Source organism: Clostridium ragsdalei P11 (assembly GCF_001675165.1).
GTDB lineage: Bacteria > Bacillota > Clostridia > Clostridiales > Clostridiaceae > Clostridium_B > Clostridium_B ragsdalei.
Map to the genome: position 1 here is coordinate 99,726 of NZ_LROS01000033.1, position 16,178 is coordinate 115,903.

The 16,178-nt window shown below is 32.0% G+C and carries 19 protein-coding genes; all 19 read left to right on the forward strand.

Annotated elements, in window-relative coordinates; genetic code table 11:
- Positions 1–23 precede the first annotated feature (23 nt).
- The 19 genes from rpiB to spoIIID all read left to right on the forward strand — a co-directional run bounded on the left by rpiB (position 24) and on the right by spoIIID (position 16,141).
- Positions 24–473 (forward strand): ribose 5-phosphate isomerase B, encoded by a 450-nt coding sequence (gene rpiB, locus CLRAG_RS13810; protein WP_065078965.1) that lies wholly within the window; start codon positions 24–26, stop codon positions 471–473.
- 126 nt (positions 474–599) lie between these two features.
- Complete coding sequence (gene upp / locus CLRAG_RS13815; RefSeq protein ID WP_063601747.1) at positions 600–1,229, forward strand: uracil phosphoribosyltransferase; 630 nt, start codon at positions 600–602, stop codon at positions 1,227–1,229.
- 144 nt (positions 1,230–1,373) lie between these two features.
- Positions 1,374–1,784 carry a deoxycytidylate deaminase gene (locus tag CLRAG_RS13820; RefSeq protein ID WP_065078966.1) on the forward strand — a complete coding sequence of 137 codons (411 nt, stop codon included), beginning with the start codon at positions 1,374–1,376 and terminating at the stop codon, positions 1,782–1,784.
- 49 nt (positions 1,785–1,833) lie between these two features.
- A complete protein-coding gene (locus CLRAG_RS13825; RefSeq protein WP_065078967.1) occupies positions 1,834–2,862 on the forward strand; it encodes an MraY family glycosyltransferase in 1,029 nt (342 codons plus the stop codon).
- A gap of 17 nt (positions 2,863–2,879) precedes the next feature.
- Positions 2,880–4,034, forward strand: coding sequence for a non-hydrolyzing UDP-N-acetylglucosamine 2-epimerase (gene wecB, locus CLRAG_RS13830; protein ID WP_065078968.1), 1,155 nt, complete (start codon positions 2,880–2,882; stop codon positions 4,032–4,034).
- A 382-nt stretch (positions 4,035–4,416) separates the two neighbouring features.
- On the forward strand, positions 4,417–4,779 hold the full coding sequence (locus tag CLRAG_RS13835; RefSeq protein ID WP_065078969.1) for an ATP synthase subunit I: 363 nt from the start codon (positions 4,417–4,419) through the stop codon (positions 4,777–4,779).
- Positions 4,780–4,807: 28 nt separating this feature from the next.
- A complete protein-coding gene (locus CLRAG_RS13840; protein ID WP_023162552.1) occupies positions 4,808–5,491 on the forward strand; it encodes a F0F1 ATP synthase subunit A in 684 nt (227 codons plus the stop codon).
- 42 nt (positions 5,492–5,533) lie between these two features.
- Positions 5,534–5,779, forward strand: a complete 246-nt coding sequence (gene atpE / locus CLRAG_RS13845; protein WP_013236928.1) for an ATP synthase F0 subunit C — start codon at positions 5,534–5,536, stop codon at positions 5,777–5,779.
- A gap of 58 nt (positions 5,780–5,837) precedes the next feature.
- On the forward strand, positions 5,838–6,317 hold the full coding sequence (locus CLRAG_RS13850; protein ID WP_013236929.1) for a F0F1 ATP synthase subunit B: 480 nt from the start codon (positions 5,838–5,840) through the stop codon (positions 6,315–6,317).
- Positions 6,318–6,319: 2 nt separating this feature from the next.
- A complete protein-coding gene (locus tag CLRAG_RS13855; RefSeq protein WP_013236930.1) occupies positions 6,320–6,865 on the forward strand; it encodes a F0F1 ATP synthase subunit delta in 546 nt (181 codons plus the stop codon).
- 4 nt (positions 6,866–6,869) lie between these two features.
- Positions 6,870–8,384, forward strand: a complete 1,515-nt coding sequence (atpA, locus tag CLRAG_RS13860; RefSeq protein ID WP_013236931.1) for a F0F1 ATP synthase subunit alpha — start codon at positions 6,870–6,872, stop codon at positions 8,382–8,384.
- Between the two features lie 22 nt (positions 8,385–8,406).
- Complete coding sequence (gene atpG / locus CLRAG_RS13865; RefSeq protein ID WP_013236932.1) at positions 8,407–9,258, forward strand: ATP synthase F1 subunit gamma; 852 nt, start codon at positions 8,407–8,409, stop codon at positions 9,256–9,258.
- Between the two features lie 12 nt (positions 9,259–9,270).
- Complete coding sequence (atpD, locus tag CLRAG_RS13870; protein ID WP_013236933.1) at positions 9,271–10,665, forward strand: F0F1 ATP synthase subunit beta; 1,395 nt, start codon at positions 9,271–9,273, stop codon at positions 10,663–10,665.
- A gap of 66 nt (positions 10,666–10,731) precedes the next feature.
- The gene (locus CLRAG_RS13875; RefSeq protein ID WP_065078970.1) at positions 10,732–11,130 is read left to right on the forward strand and encodes a F0F1 ATP synthase subunit epsilon; all 399 of its coding nucleotides are present in this window, start codon (positions 10,732–10,734) and stop codon (positions 11,128–11,130) included.
- A 345-nt stretch (positions 11,131–11,475) separates the two neighbouring features.
- Positions 11,476–12,213 (forward strand): hypothetical protein, encoded by a 738-nt coding sequence (locus tag CLRAG_RS13880; protein ID WP_065078971.1) that lies wholly within the window; start codon positions 11,476–11,478, stop codon positions 12,211–12,213.
- A 94-nt stretch (positions 12,214–12,307) separates the two neighbouring features.
- A complete protein-coding gene (gene murA / locus CLRAG_RS13885; protein WP_065078972.1) occupies positions 12,308–13,567 on the forward strand; it encodes a UDP-N-acetylglucosamine 1-carboxyvinyltransferase in 1,260 nt (419 codons plus the stop codon).
- A gap of 184 nt (positions 13,568–13,751) precedes the next feature.
- Complete coding sequence (gene spoIID, locus CLRAG_RS13890) at positions 13,752–14,798, forward strand: stage II sporulation protein D (RefSeq protein WP_065078973.1); 1,047 nt, start codon at positions 13,752–13,754, stop codon at positions 14,796–14,798.
- A gap of 151 nt (positions 14,799–14,949) precedes the next feature.
- Positions 14,950–15,666, forward strand: coding sequence for a M23 family metallopeptidase (locus CLRAG_RS13895; protein WP_065078974.1), 717 nt, complete (start codon positions 14,950–14,952; stop codon positions 15,664–15,666).
- Positions 15,667–15,886: 220 nt separating this feature from the next.
- A complete protein-coding gene (gene spoIIID, locus CLRAG_RS13900) occupies positions 15,887–16,141 on the forward strand; it encodes a sporulation transcriptional regulator SpoIIID (protein WP_013236939.1) in 255 nt (84 codons plus the stop codon).
- Positions 16,142–16,178 lie beyond the last annotated feature (37 nt).

Consider the following 16,178-nt stretch of genomic DNA (forward strand, 5'->3'; position numbering starts at 1 on the left):
TTATAACTTTGGAGGTATTTTTTATGAAAGTTGCTTTAGGCAGTGACCATGCTGGATTCCCTTTAAAAAAAGAAGTGATGGAGCACTTACAGGATAAGAATATAGAATTCAAAGATTTTGGAACTTTTTCAGAATCATCCTGTGATTATCCTGATTATGCATTAAAAGTTGGAGAAGAGGTTGCAAGTAAGAATTATGACTTTGGGATACTTATATGTGGAACAGGTATTGGTATAAGTATAGCTGCAAACAAAGTACCTGGTGTAAGGGCAGCACTTTGTAGTGATACTTTCAGTGCTCATGCGTGTAGAGAACATAATAATGCTAATATACTAACCATGGGACAGAGAGTTGTGGGGGTAGGACTTGCTATTGATATAGTTGATACTTTTCTATCTGCTAAATTTCAAGGAGACAGGCACCAAAGAAGGATAGATAAAATTACAGAAATAGAAAAAAAATATAGTAAATAAATGAATATTATATAATTAAAATTGATATTAGGCATTTTCAAAGAAATAACTAGTCAGTATGCTAGCATCTTTGACTTGTTATTTTCTTTCAAATGCCTTATGAAATGAAAAATAGGAGGAATATATATGAGTAAAGTAACACAAATAACACATCCACTTATACTGCATAAATTAGCTTTAATAAGGGATAAGCATACAGGATCTAAGGATTTTAGAGAACTTGTCGAAGAGGTAGCCATGCTTATGGCATATGAAGTTACCAGAAATCTTCAAACAGAGGATGTAGAGATAGAGACACCTATATGTAAAACAACTTGTAAAATGCTTTCAGGTAAAAAAGTTGCTATAATACCTATACTAAGAGCAGGTCTTGGAATGGTAGGAGGAATGATAAAACTTATTCCTGCAGCAAAAGTAGGACATATAGGATTATATAGAGATGAAGCTACATTAAAACCAGTAGAATATTTCTGCAAGTTGCCACAGGATATAGGAGAAAGAGAAGTAATTGTTACAGATCCAATGCTTGCTACAGGAGGATCTGCATCCGATGCAATAACTATATTGAAGAAAAAAGGTGCTAAGAATATAAGACTTATGTGTTTAATAGCTGCACCAGAGGGAATAAAAACAGTAACAGAAATTCATCCAGATGTAGATGTATACATAGCATCAATTGATGAAAAATTAAATGAAAATGGATATATAGTACCAGGACTAGGAGATGCTGGAGACAGGTTATACGGAACAAAATAATACCACTAAGCGTAGGAGTGAGTTCACTTATAATTTAAGTGAACTCTTTACTTTAGGATTAAAATCTTTGTCGATTGTTTTAAAACTTTGATTAATAGTTTATAATATAGGTTGTAATAATTATATATCAAGGAGATATTTATTATGAGAAAAGATTGGGATAATTATTTTATAGATATCGCATTTAAAGTTGCGGAAAGAAGCACATGTCCTAGGCTGCATGTAGGGGCGGTCCTTGTTAAGAACAGAAGGATAAAGGGAACTGGATATAATGGAAGCCCAAGAGGATTAGAGCATTGTGAGGATGTAGGGTGTTACATGAAGAACAATCATTGTGTAAGAACAATTCATGCGGAAGTAAACTGTCTACTAGAGGTAGCTCCTGATGATAGAGAAAGTTCAACGTTATATGTTACCCATATGCCTTGCCCTGAATGTCAAAAATTAATAATTACCTGTGGAATTAAAAGAGTTGTATATTGTGAGGAGTATACTCCAGAAATTAATTGGTTTGAAAAAACATCGTGGATTGAATTAGTATGCATAAAGAGATGAGAATAACAGAATGTGTAGAAAACATAAGATGTGATTAAGGAAGGTTATTATGAATAATTTGTATTTGTTTGCAATAGTTTCAATAATATTTTCAGTTATACTTACCCCCTTCATTAAAAAGCTCGCCATTAAACTAGATATTATGGATGTGCCTAAGGACAATAGAAGGATACATAATAAGCCTATACCACTTATAGGTGGATTGGCCATATACTTTTCATTTATAATTACTCTGTTTTTGAAAACGGGTAAACTTACAGAATCTGAAACGGGACTTATACTAGGAGCTACTATTATAGTAATAGGAGGACTTTTAGATGATAAATTTGATATAAAGCCTTGGTGTAAACTATTGTTTCAATTAGCAGCAGCAGGGGTTTTAATAATTTATGGAATAAAAATAGAAATAATTACAAATCCGTTTGATGGAGCATACCAGTTTATAAATATAGGAGTAATAGCCATTCCTCTAACTATAATATGGGTAATTGGAATTACTAATGCACTCAATTTAATTGATGGTCTAGATGGGTTGGCGGCAGGTATTGCATTTATATCTTCTATAACTATTTTTATTATAGCATTGTTGAATAATAGATATGAGGCAGCGGTGCTTACTAGTATATTATCTGGAGCTATACTTGGATTTTTACCTTACAATTTTAATCCGGCATCTATATTTATGGGAGATACTGGGGCACAGTTGCTTGGCTTTTTACTTGCAGCCATATCTATGGAGGGTGCAATAAAATCTGCTGCAGCTTTTTCTGTAGCTGTACCTATTTTAGCACTTGGAATACCAATATATGATACTTTATTTGCAATGATAAGAAGAAAAATAAATGGAAGACCTATTATGCAAGCAGATAGAGGCCATTTGCATCATAGACTTCTTGATATGGGGCTTACACAAAAACAGGTTGTTATGATAATGTATAGCATAAGTGCAGTGTTGGGGAGTATTTCTGTAATAGCCATGGAGATAAATGCACAAAGATCATACTTCCTTCTAATAATAGTTATGGTTATTTTGGTTCTTATGGCCTGGAAGGCTGGATTTTTTAAACATAGAGAGTAAAAAAGGAGGTTTTTAATATGAACAAAATTAAATGTGTTACTATATTTGGCACAAGACCAGAAGCAATAAAAATGGCTCCTTTAGTTAAGGAACTTGAGAAGAGAAAAGAAATAGATAATAAAATATGTGTTACTGCTCAACATAGGGAGATGCTTGATCAGGTTTTACAGCTTTTTAATATTGTTCCCGATTTTGATTTAAATATAATGAAAACTAAACAGACATTGACAGGTATAACTAATAGAGTACTTCAGGGACTTGAGGAAATATTTGAAGATGAAAAACCTGATTTAGTACTTGTTCATGGAGATACGACTACTACTTTTGCAGGAGCATTAGCTGCTTTCTATAAAAAAATAAAGGTTGGGCATGTAGAAGCAGGACTTAGAACTTACGATAAGTATTTCCCATTTCCAGAAGAAATGAATAGAAAGCTTACAGGTGCTATAGCTGACCTTCATTTTGCACCAACCACTGGATCAAAGTCCAATTTGTTAAAAGAAGGTGTGTCTGAAAATCAAATATTTGTAACTGGAAATACAGTAATTGATGCTATGAGGTTTACAGTAGAGAAGGATTATAAATTTAGTAATGATGAATTAAATACCATAGATTATGATAATAAAAAAGTTATAATGGTAACTGCTCATAGGCGAGAAAATTGGGGAAAGGGTATCGAGAATATTTGTAATGCATTAAAAAGGATTATAGATGAAAATAAAGATACAGAAATTGTTTATCTGGTACACTTGAATCCTGTAGTAAAGGATATGGTATATAAAATACTTGGAAATGTTTCTAGAGTTCATTTGTTGCCTCCACTAGATACTAAGGAAACACACAATTTAATGAATAAATGTTTTATGGTTATGACTGATTCTGGTGGACTTCAGGAGGAAGCACCCCATCTTGGAAAGCCTGTATTGGTGCTTAGAAATGTGACTGAAAGACCAGAGGCTGTAGAGGCAGGCACAGTAAGACTCGTGGGAACGGATGAAGAAAAAATAATAAAGTTAGCAAATGAGCTTATAAGAAATCCTAAGGAATATGATGTAATGAGTAAAGCTATAAATCCTTATGGAGATGGCAAGGCAGCTTATAGAATAACAGAAGCTATTTTACAATATTTTGATTTAGCAAAAGGTACATATAGTGAGTTTAAATCAAATTAAAAAGTTATAATTTTGAATTTTCATTCTTTTTAAAGGAGATTAGCATACATTTTATCATAATTATACAGACAATATAGTAATATATGATGTTAAAATATCAATATATGGTTAAAAAACTGTATATTTTTTCCCATTTTAATTATTTGTACTATAATATTACACTGAGTGTATTGTATATTTAAAAAATATTTGGTACAATTAGTTAGTTAAATAAATTCTAAATTATAAATTATCAGAAACCTTATTAAGGAAATACATAGATTTAGGGAGAAATAATAAAAAGGTGTAATATAAACTGGCTAAAGTTGAGTAATTAAGACTTTTAGGTTGTATCTTTTTATATATTTAAGGTATATAATCTTAGTTATATAGGGGGAACTTGATGAATAAACATATTCTAGACATGGTAAAGAAAGTATCTGTAATTAATCTATTATTTGGCATGATTTTGGCCTGTTTGGTACAGCTTTTTTTTAAAAGTTATGGATTATTTATATTATTAGGTGTTTCCATAGCAATATTTAATTTTTTTATAAATACCATTGTAGGTGCCATCATATCAGAAAGATTTAGGAATTCATCAGCATCTTTGTATATAATAAGTTTTATTATACGAGTTGTAATGGCAGCAGGAATAGGATATTGGGTATTTATATGCAGTAAATACAATGTAGTTGCTTATTTAATTGGCTATACATCCCATTTATTAGGGATATATATATATTCACTTATTGAAAATAATTAACAATAAATTTAGGAAAGGATGTGATGAAGTGGAGGCTTTTTCACCATTGTTTTTAATACATCTGGGAGCATTTCAAATTCCAATAACTTCCAGTGTCATTGTACAATGGGCCATTATTATAATTTTAGCTATATTGGCAAAATTTTTTACATCTAGTATGAAAAAAATACCGGATAAAAAACAAAGTGTTATTGAAATTATTGTTGAAGCAGTAAGAAATTTAGTTACTGAAAACATGGGAAAAGAGTATGTATCATTTATACCATATGTAGGAACGCTTGCCATATACATTTTAGTAATGAACATTGCTCCAGTGATGATAGGAGTAAGGGCACCAACGGAAGATCTAAGTGTTGCAGTTGGATTGGCATTAATAACTTTTGTATTAGTCCAATTTAATTCAATTAAAAAAAATGGTTTAGTGCGTTATTTTGGAGCATATACTAAGCCAGTAGTACCGCTATTGCCAATTAATATTATAGAAAGGCTAGTTCTTCCAGTTTCCCTAAGTCTACGACTTTTTGGTAATTTGACAGCAGGAGCTGTAATTATCGGTATGGTATATAAAGGATTAGGTAGTATGGCATGGTTTTCTCAATTGTTAATACCAATTCCTTTACACGCTTTCTTTGATTTATTTGATGGTTCAATCCAAATGATAGTATTTGTTATGTTAACAATAATGAATATAAAAGTTATAGCTGAAGACTAATAATAGTTACTTTTTAATACTTATTTAAGGAGGTTTTTTATTATGAATTTAGATGCACATTCATTTATATCAGGTATGGCAGCAATAGGTGCAGGTTTAGCTGCTATAGGATGTTTAGGAGGAGGTATTGGAGTTGGAAATGCTGCTGGTAAGGCAGTTGAAGGAGTATCAAGACAGCCAGAAGCAAGTGGTAAAATACTAAGTACATTCTTTGTAAGTGCAGCTTTATCAGAGGTAACAGCTATTTACTCTCTATTAATAGCTCTTATTTTAGTATTTAAAGTTTGATCTAATGTATACCTCACTAATTTACATATACATTTAGAGGGGAGGATTGGAATTTAATATGCAAATTGATTGGACTACAGTCGTTATAACAATAATAAATTTTATCATATTGTATTTCATTCTAAAGCATTTCTTTTTTAAACCTGTCAATAACACTATTACAAATAGGCAGCAAGAAATTGACAATAAAATAAGAACTGCTGATGAAAATGAAAAGAAGTCTAAACAATTAGTAACTCAACATCAAGAGTTGTTAAAGAATTCAAAACAAGAAGGAAAAGCTATTGTTGAAGACTATAAAAATAAAGCCGATAAAGTTTCCGAAAACATAGTAAATGATGCCCAGAAAGAAGCTCAACTAATATTAGATAGGGCAAAAGTTGAAGCTGAAAGAGAAAGAGAAAAAGCAAAAGACGATATAAAAAATCAAGTGGTAGATTTAGCACTTTTAGTATCATCAAAAGCTTTAGAGGGATCTATTAATGAGCAGCAGCATAGGAAACTTATTGAGGACTTTATAGCTAAGGTAGGTATTTAACTATGCATGAGTATTTAGATAGAAGATATGCCCTTGCACTCTATAAAATTGGAGAAGAAAAAGGAAAAGTTAAAGAATACCTAGAAGAATTAAGGCAGGTTGTAGCCGCTATAAAAGGTAATTCTAAATTTTTGGAAATCATGGAACATCCAGAAGTAAGTACATCAGAGAAGAAAAAAATGTTTACTGAAATCTTTAAAGATAAGGTGAATGAAGACATACTTTCATTCTTATTAGTTCTTATAGAGAAAGATAGAATTAATGAAATTGATGGAAAACTTAGGGAAATGGAAAATATATATCTTGAGAGTAATAATACTGTTAAGGCAAAAGTAAAAACAGTTATTGCTTTGAATGATGATGAGAGAAACACTTTAATTGAAAAGCTAGAAAAGAAATTTAATAAGAAAGTTTTGATTGAAGAAGAAATAGATCCTAGTATAATAGGTGGGGTTTATGTTGAGGTAAATAATGAAGTTATTGATGGTAGTATAAGGTCAAAACTTTCTGAAATGAAAAAAATAATGCTTAAGGGAGAACAGAGGTGAGCCTATGAACATAAAACCTGAAGAAATAACTTCAATTATAAAAGATGAAATACAGAAATATGAAAAGAAAATAGAAACAGTTGATTCAGGTACAATAATTCAAATCGGTGATGGTATTGCTAGAGTTTATGGCCTTAATCAATGTATGGCAAATGAACTCTTAGAGTTTCCAAATGATGTTTATGGTATGGCTTTAAACCTTGAACAGGATAATGTAGGTTGTGTTCTTTTGGGTTCCCAGAAGGGAATAAAAGAAGGAGATACAGTTAAAAGAACAGGTAGAGTTGTAGAAGTACCAGTAGGTGAAGCTATTGTTGGAAGAGTTGTAAATTCACTTGGACAGCCTATTGATGGGAAAGGTCCTATAAAGACATCAGAAACTAGGCCTGTAGATCTTGTAGCTCCAGGAGTTATAACAAGACAGTCAGTTAAAGAACCACTGCAAACCGGGTTAAAGGCTATAGATTCAATGATACCAATTGGAAAAGGACAAAGGGAATTAATAATAGGAGACAGGCAAACAGGTAAGACTGCTATTGCCATGGATACTATAATAAATCAAAAAGGAAAAGATGTAATATGCATATATGTAGCTATAGGTCAGAAGCAGTCTACTGTAGCTCATATAGTAAATGACTTAACAGAAGCAGGTGCTATGGACTATAGCATAATAGTATCTGCATCAGCATCTGAGTCAGCACCACTTCAGTATATTGCTCCTTATGCAGGATGTTCCATGGGTGAATATTTTATGAATAAGGGAAAAGATGTACTTATAGTGTATGATGATTTATCTAAGCATGCGGTTGCCTATAGAGAAATGTCATTATTACTCCGTAGACCACCAGGAAGAGAAGCATATCCTGGAGATGTATTCTATCTGCATTCAAGATTACTTGAAAGAGCAGCAAAGCTTTCTGATAAGTTAGGTGGAGGCTCACTTACAGCACTTCCTATAATAGAAACTATGGCAGGAGATGTTACTGCATATATACCAACAAATGTTATTTCTATAACAGATGGTCAGATATTCCTTGAATCAGAGCTTTTCTATGCGGGTCAAAGACCAGCTATAAATGCAGGTATATCCGTATCCAGAGTTGGTGGTAATGCACAAATTAAAGCAATGAAGCAGGTAGCAGGTACTCTTAGATTGGATTTAGCACAGTATAGAGAACTTGCATCATTTGCTCAATTTGGATCAGACCTTGATAAAGAATCTATGAAAAGGCTTGAAAAAGGTAAGAGATTAACAGAAATATTAAAACAACCTCAATACAAACCAATGCCTGTAGAAAATCAGGTAATGATACTGTTTGCAGCTGGTAGAGAGTATATAATGGATGTACCGGTTGAAAAAGTTGTAGAATTTGAAGGAGAATTCCTTGATTATATGAGTACTCATCATAAAGAAATAGGTGATGAAATAAAAAATAAAAAAATTATATCCGATGAATTAAGTGATAAACTTGGAAATGCTATAGAGGAATTCAAAAAAATATTTTTAGCAGAGGCATAGTTTCTTCTGCGGGAGGTGAAATATGGCAGGGGCAGGACTTGTTACAATAAAAAGAAGAATTAGATCAATAACCAGTACTCAAAAAATAACAAATGCCATGGGACTCATTGCCACCTCTAAACTTAGAAAAGTTAGAAAAAAGCTTGAGGCAAATAATAAATATTGTGAACTATTTAGTTCCCTTATGAATGAATTTGTTTTAGGAGCAGAGGGAAGAAACATTTATATACATGGTAATAAAAGCAATAAGAAACTCTACATAGCTTTAAATTCAGATACAGGATTATGCGGAGGCTTTAATGGCAGTGTAGTAAATGAAGCAGATGCTGCAATGTCAAAAAATAAAGAAAATTGCCTTTTGATATCTGTGGGACAAAAAGGAAGAACGTATTTTAAAAGGCTTAAGTATAGTACAGAAGCAGAATACGTGGATATTTCAGATGTTCCTACTATAAATGAAGCAGATACCATAGTATATAAGGCTCTAGACCTTTATAGAAGTGGCGAGGTTGGAGAAGTTAATATAGTATATACTAAGTTTATTTCAACAGTTAGACAAAAAGTAGTTGTTGAAAAATTACTTCCATTGGAAGCTGATAAAAAAGAAAAAACAAATTATCTTGTTAAATTTGAACCATCAATAGATGAAATGATGGATGAAGTAGTACTTTTACACTTAAAGCAAAAAGTACTTAACTGTATGATAAATTCAAAAGTAAGTGAACAGGCTTCCAGAATGACAGCAATGGATGGGGCAACTAAAAATGCAAATGATTTACTGGATAAATTGAATCTTAAATACAATAGAGAGAGACAATCTGCTATTACACAGGAAATAACTGAAATAGTTGGAGGAGCAGAAGCTCTTAAGTAAGGAGGGACATTGATGCCAAATATAGGCAAAGTTGTTCAGGTTATAGGACCTGTAGTAGATATAAAGTTTGATACAGAAAACCTTCCTAATATATATAATGCCATAGATATAAAATCAGGTGATAAAAAAATTATTACAGAAGTTGCACAACATTTGGGTGATGATGTAGTAAGAACTATATCCATGGAGAGTACGGATGGATTAATGAGAGGTATGGATGCAGAAGATACAGGATCTCCTATATCTGTACCTGTAGGTGAGCCAGTTTTAGGAAGACTTTTTAATATGCTAGGACAGCCAATTGATGAAAATGGAGAAGTAAAGGCAGAACAATACTATCCTATTCATAGACAGGCGCCAAGTTTTGAAGATCAATCTGTTAAGCCTGAAATGTTTGAAACTGGTATTAAAGTTATAGATCTTCTTGCACCATACCAAAGAGGCGGAAAGATAGGACTGTTTGGTGGAGCTGGTGTTGGTAAAACAGTTCTTATACAGGAACTTATAAACAATATAGCAAAAGAACACGGTGGATTATCAGTATTTACAGGTGTTGGAGAAAGAACAAGAGAAGGAAATGACCTATATTATGAAATGCAGGAATCAGGAGTTATAAAGAAGACTGCTTTGGTATTTGGTCAGATGAATGAGCCACCTGGAGCAAGAATGAGAGTTGCACTTACAGGACTTACTATGGCAGAATATTTTAGAGATAAAGGTCAGGATGTACTTTTATTTATAGATAATATATTCAGATTTACTCAGGCAGGATCCGAAGTTTCAGCGTTACTTGGTAGAATACCTAGTGCTGTTGGTTACCAGCCAACTCTTGCAACTGAAATGGGTGCTCTTCAAGAAAGAATAACATCCACAAAACAGGGGTCTATTACATCTGTTCAGGCAGTATATGTTCCAGCAGATGACTTGACTGACCCGGCACCATCTACGACATTTACGCATCTTGATGCAACTACAGTTCTTTCTAGATCTATATCAGAAATTGGTATATATCCTGCTGTTGATCCACTGGCATCCACTTCAAGAATATTGGATCCAAGGATTGTAGGAGAGGATCATTATAAAGTAGCATCAGATGTTAAACATATACTTGAAAGATACAGTGAACTTCAAGATATTATAGCAATACTTGGTGTAGATGAGCTTTCAGAAGATGATAGATTAGTAGTTATTAGAGCTAGAAGAATTCAAAGATTTTTATCACAACCATTTTCTGTTGCAGAACAATTTACAGGATATCAGGGTAAATATGTTCAAATAAAGGAAACTATAAGAGGTTTTAAAGAAATTCTTGAAGGTAAATATGATGATTTGCCAGAAACTGCTTTCTTATTTAAAGGAAGTATAGATGAAGTGGTTGAAGCAGCTAAAAATATGGGAAAAAATTAAAGTGATTTATTAAGCAAAATTGGTTTGAGAGAATTTTGTTTAATGTAAATTTTAAAGGAGATTAATATGTCAGAAGTTTTAAAATTAACTATCCTTACTCCCGATAGAGAATTCTATGAAGGAGAAGTAGTAGAAGTAATAACGGAAAGTATTCAAGGCGACATAGCAATTCTTCCAGACCATATGCCTTTAGTTACCACTTTAAAACCTGCAGATACCGAAATCGTTCAAAAAGATGGCAAAAAATTAAAGGCATTTACATCAACCGGAGTACTGGAAGTAATAAATAATGAGCTAAAAATTTTATGTGATTCTTGTGAATGGCCAGATGAAATAGACATAGATAGAGCAAAAGCTGCTAAAGATAGAGCTGAAAAAAGATTATCTAGTCAGAAAGACGGAGTCGATGTAAAAAGAGCAGAAATGGCATTGGCTAGGGCACTGGCGAGAATTAATCTGAAATAATGGAGCTTTTGATAATTTGCTGTATTTTAATTCAAGATAAAAAAGCACTACCTAAAATCATTAAAATAATGATTTTGGATAGTGCTTTTTTTATATCTAAAAATATTCACATTTTGTTATTTAAATTTATATACTAATATAGGTCCCTCCTATGGAATCTTTATTTTTTGAAATACTAATAGTCAGTTTTCTAATACAAAGAAAAAAGACTATCAAATAAAATTTAGCAGCTTAAACTAAGTAGGAATCTATTGAATATTAAAAGGAAAAGTTGTCCATAATTTTTAAAGAGAAATAGAAGGGGGTGAAAATGTCCTGCTTAATTTTGTGCAGAACTAAATATATATGAAAAAACTAAAGATGTTAAGCTGTTTATTGGTTCTTGTATTTTCTTTTCAATATTATGTTTGTGCTTCAGGAGATAATTTGGGTGTAAGATCTACCTTATTCCAAAAATCCGTTTCTAATGTAAAGGAAACAGATATGTTTAAAAACATATTAGAAAAGACTAACAGTACCCCAGTGGAGTGTGGAATTATGGCTACTTTTAATACTTCTAGTGGTAAGGAAAAGGTTGTAGATGAAATATTTAAGGTATTAATGAGATATAGTGAGTGTAACAAAAAAGTGTGGAGAAATAATAAAATTTATTGTATAGAATTTAATGGATATTATGCAGAGGGCTATGTAGAGGGTGTAGAAAATGAAAATTATAATATCATTACAGTTAACATTACAAGAAAATCCACTCAGTATAAATTACAGGATTTGAAAAGTATGGTAGATAGATCTCTAGGTGATAGAAAAGAAAAGTGTAAGTATTTTGAATATGTAAAGGCAAAAACTCAGAAACAAGACGTGAGTAGTGTGAATAGTGAAGTTAAAAACATTTTAAAATGCTATGGTACATCTGACATTAAAACTATAGCTTTAGAGGAAGGATACAGTTCTACTGCGTATACCCATAAGTATGAGCCAATACAAAGTGTCACAGGTTTAATAGATTTTAACTATGCTGTTGTAAAATATGATACGGGCACTTATATAATTATGGGAACTCCAGAAATAATGGTGACATATTAGGAATCATATAATATGGATGTTTTTGTTAAATGTAACTTATAAGGCGGTACAAAAATTAAGTAACATATTAGCAATTATAGAATGGAGGAACATTATGAGTAAAATAGTAGTTAAGGGAGGAAATAAACTGCATGGGGAAGTAAATATCAGTACTGCTAAAAATTCTGTATTGCCTATTATAGCAGCTTGTATTTTAAGTGAAGATAAATGTGTAATAGAAAAGGTACCAATGCTTGAAGATGTTTTTGTAATAAGTGACATATTGAGGAGCATATCTGCAGATATAAATATAGACAAAGATACAAATAAAGTCATAATAGATACATCTAATATAAAAGATTGCAATCCATGCAGCGAATTAGTAAAAAAAATGAGGGCATCATTTTTAATAATGGGTCCTATGATAGCTAGGTTTGGAAAGTTCAGATTATGTCTTCCAGGGGGATGTAATATTGGAACTAGACCTATAGATCTTCACTTGAAGGGCTTAAGTGCCTTGGGAGCAGAGGTGAATGTAGGTCATGGATATGTAGAAGCAAGTGCTAAGAAATTGATAGGGGATAAAATATATCTAGATTTTCCTTCAGTGGGGGCTACAGAAAATATAATGATGGCATCAGTAATGGCAGAAGGAGAAACTATAATAGAGAATGCAGCAGAAGAACCCGAAATAAGGGATCTGGCAAAATTTTTAAATAGCATGGGGGCAAATATTATTGGTGCAGGGTCAGGTACTATTAGAATATTAGGAGTAAAAAGTTTAAAGGGAAGTACTCATAGACCAATATTTGATAGGATAGAATCTGGTACTTTTATGGTGGCAGCTGCTATAACTAGAAGCAAGATTAAAATAAATGGTGCTAATGAAGAATACTTAAAACCTATAATCGCCAAGTTAACTGAAGTTGGAGTTCATATAAGCTCACAAGGAAGTAGCTTGATTGTAGATGGAAGAGATGAATTAAGACCAGTAGATATTAAAACTATGCCTTATCCTGGCTTTCCAACTGATATGCAGTCACAGATGACAGGACTTTTATGTACTGTTATGGGTACAAGTATAATAACAGAAACTATTTTTGAAAATAGATTTATGCACGTAGCAGAGATGAAAAGGATGGGAGCAAACATAAAGATAGATGGAAGAAGCGCAGTTATAGAAGGTGTAAAAAAACTTACTGGAGCAGAAGTTAAAGCAACGGACTTAAGAGCTGGTGCAAGCCTTATACTTTGTGGGTTAGTAGCAGAAGGTGAAACAGAAATTGCAGATATATACCATGTAGATAGAGGCTATGTAGATATTGAAAAAAAATTAAAAGCACTAGGAGCTGATATTGAGAGGGTAAATGAATAATACTCCTATTATATATATTATTAGACAAAGAGAAGATTAGAACAAAATTTTTTCTTTGTTTTTTTATTGGAATATTTTATAAGATGCGGCAATAAAAATATAATATTGTAGTTTAAAATATATATAAGGCATTTTCAAAGAAATGACTTGTTACTTTCTTTCAAACGCCTAACAGGAGAAAAATATGAAGGGTGATATATTAGACTTTTTAAAAAAATTTATTATTTTAGTGTTTATGGGTACATTATTTGTAATTGTACTCTCCTTATTTATGGTGGGAATGGGAAACCAAAAATATGATAACTTACCTCAATTCCTAATAAAGTCAAAAAATATAATACTAAAGAAACAGGATACCAAGTCAGAAAAAATAAAGGTGTACATAACTAAAGAAAATACAGTAAAAGAAATGGATTTAGAGCAATATGTAACAGGAGTAGTAGCTGCTGAAATGCCTGCCGAATTTTCAGAAGAAGCGCTTAAAGCACAGGCTGTGGCGTCTAGAACTTTTGCAGTTGCACATATGGAGGTGTATGGAGGCAAAAAATATAAGAGCAATACAGGTGCAGATGTATGTGATACAGTCAAGTGCCAGGTATTTGTTAATAAAGAAGATAGGATGAAAAACTGGCCTAAGAGTGAGGGGGATAAGTATTGGAGCAAAATTGTAGATGCAGTACAAGCTACTTCAGGACAGGTGCTGACTTACAAAAATAAATTGGTGATGGAGCCCTACTATTTTGCAGTAAGTGCAGGAAAAACTGAAAATTCAGAAGATGTATTTGGAGAAGCAGAGGGATATTTAAAGAGCGTAGAAAGTCCAGGAGAAGAAAGTGCACGAAAATATAAAACTTCAGTGAAAATGTCATACGTAGATTTTATAAATAAGGTAAACTCAAATTATGCTAATTCAGGGTTATCTTCAGAAAACTTACCCAACCAGATAGGTATAAAAAGTAAAAATGAAAGTGGTTCTGTAAAAGAAATTAAACTTGGTGATGTTACTATATCTGGTACGAAATTTAGAACTATTATGGGATTGAATTCGGCAAACTTTAGTATAGATTTTAAAGATGGTGTGTATATTCAATGCATTGGATATGGACATGGAGTTGGAATGAGCCAGTGGGGAGCTAATTATATGGGCAAAAATGGCCAAAACTACAAAAATATATTGTCTCATTATTATGAAGGAACTAGTCTAGAAAATGTAAACTTATTTAAAAAATAATAATTATATCAGCTAATTGTATGTTACTAGAATACATTAAATAAATATTAAGTAAAAAAGAGGAAAATTTCCTCTTTTTTTTGTAAAAAAATTTCATAAAATATGTATTTTTTTCTATTCTCTGGACAAACTACAAAAAGGAGGTGTTATTATGAACAAAAAATCTTTTAACAAAGCATTCAACTTTTTAAAAAAGGAGAGCTTTTATGTAATACTGTTTATATGTTTATGCATTGCAGTAACAGCGGCAGTAATAACAGCAAGAAATAATAAAAATCAAAGTGCACAGCTTCAAAAAAGTCAGGCTGTAGAGCAGAAAAAAATTAGGGAAACAGCAAAGGCAAATGAAAAGCCTTCTTCCAATTATAACAATGCTCTTCAAGTAAAAAAGGATAACAAGGTAAAATCCAATGTATCTAATAATGAAGCATCGAAGGGAGTATCTAACCCAGTAAGCACTTCCTTTCAAAAGCCAGTAGAGGGTAATATTGCAAGAGGTTATTCAGAAAATCCAGTATATTGGGATTCTACAGCAACTTATAGACCAAACTTAGGATATGATATACAAACTCCACTTGGCAAACCCGTGTTCGCAGCTATGGATGGAAAGGTAGAATCAGTAAATACAGCAACACAGGATGGAGTAGAAGTCATTATAGATCATCAAAATGGATTAAAAACAGTTTATTCTAACCTAGATCCAAGTGTGAAAGTTAGTACAGGTCAAACTATAAAAAAAGGAGCAGTTATTGGAGTAGTTGGCAAAAGCACATTGAGATCAGCTTATGAAAAATACGGAGATCACTTACACTTTGCTGTTTTGAAAGGAAAAGAATTTGTTGACCCAGGTAAATATATAAAATACTAATATTTGGCCATTTCTTAGAATTTTATGGAGAAATGGCCCATACACAATGAATTTTAAAATATTAACCAGCATATTTATAAATATATAGGAACAAATAATTAGCAGAGATTATTTAGTTTAATGATAAATACGAGTAAATACGTTTATGGATATATAATGTAAAGTTTCATCATCAATTGTTGATTGTAAAACGGTAGCTGTAAAAAGGAGTTGAATAAAATTGAAAGATTATATTGAAGAAAGGGTTTTGGAAGTTGCCAAATATATAATAGGATCTAAAGCCACAATAAGGAAAACGGCTAAGGTTTTTGGAGTAAGTAAAAGTACTATACACAAGGATATGACAGAAAGATTACCTAAAATAAATCCTCAAATTGCTCAGGAAGCTAAGAGTATATTAGATTATAATAAGGCAGAGAGACATATAAGAGGTGGTAAGGCTACTAAAATGAAATATAAAGCTATTGAAGGCTAAAAACATTCCTATTATAATTAGAATATGATATGATAAT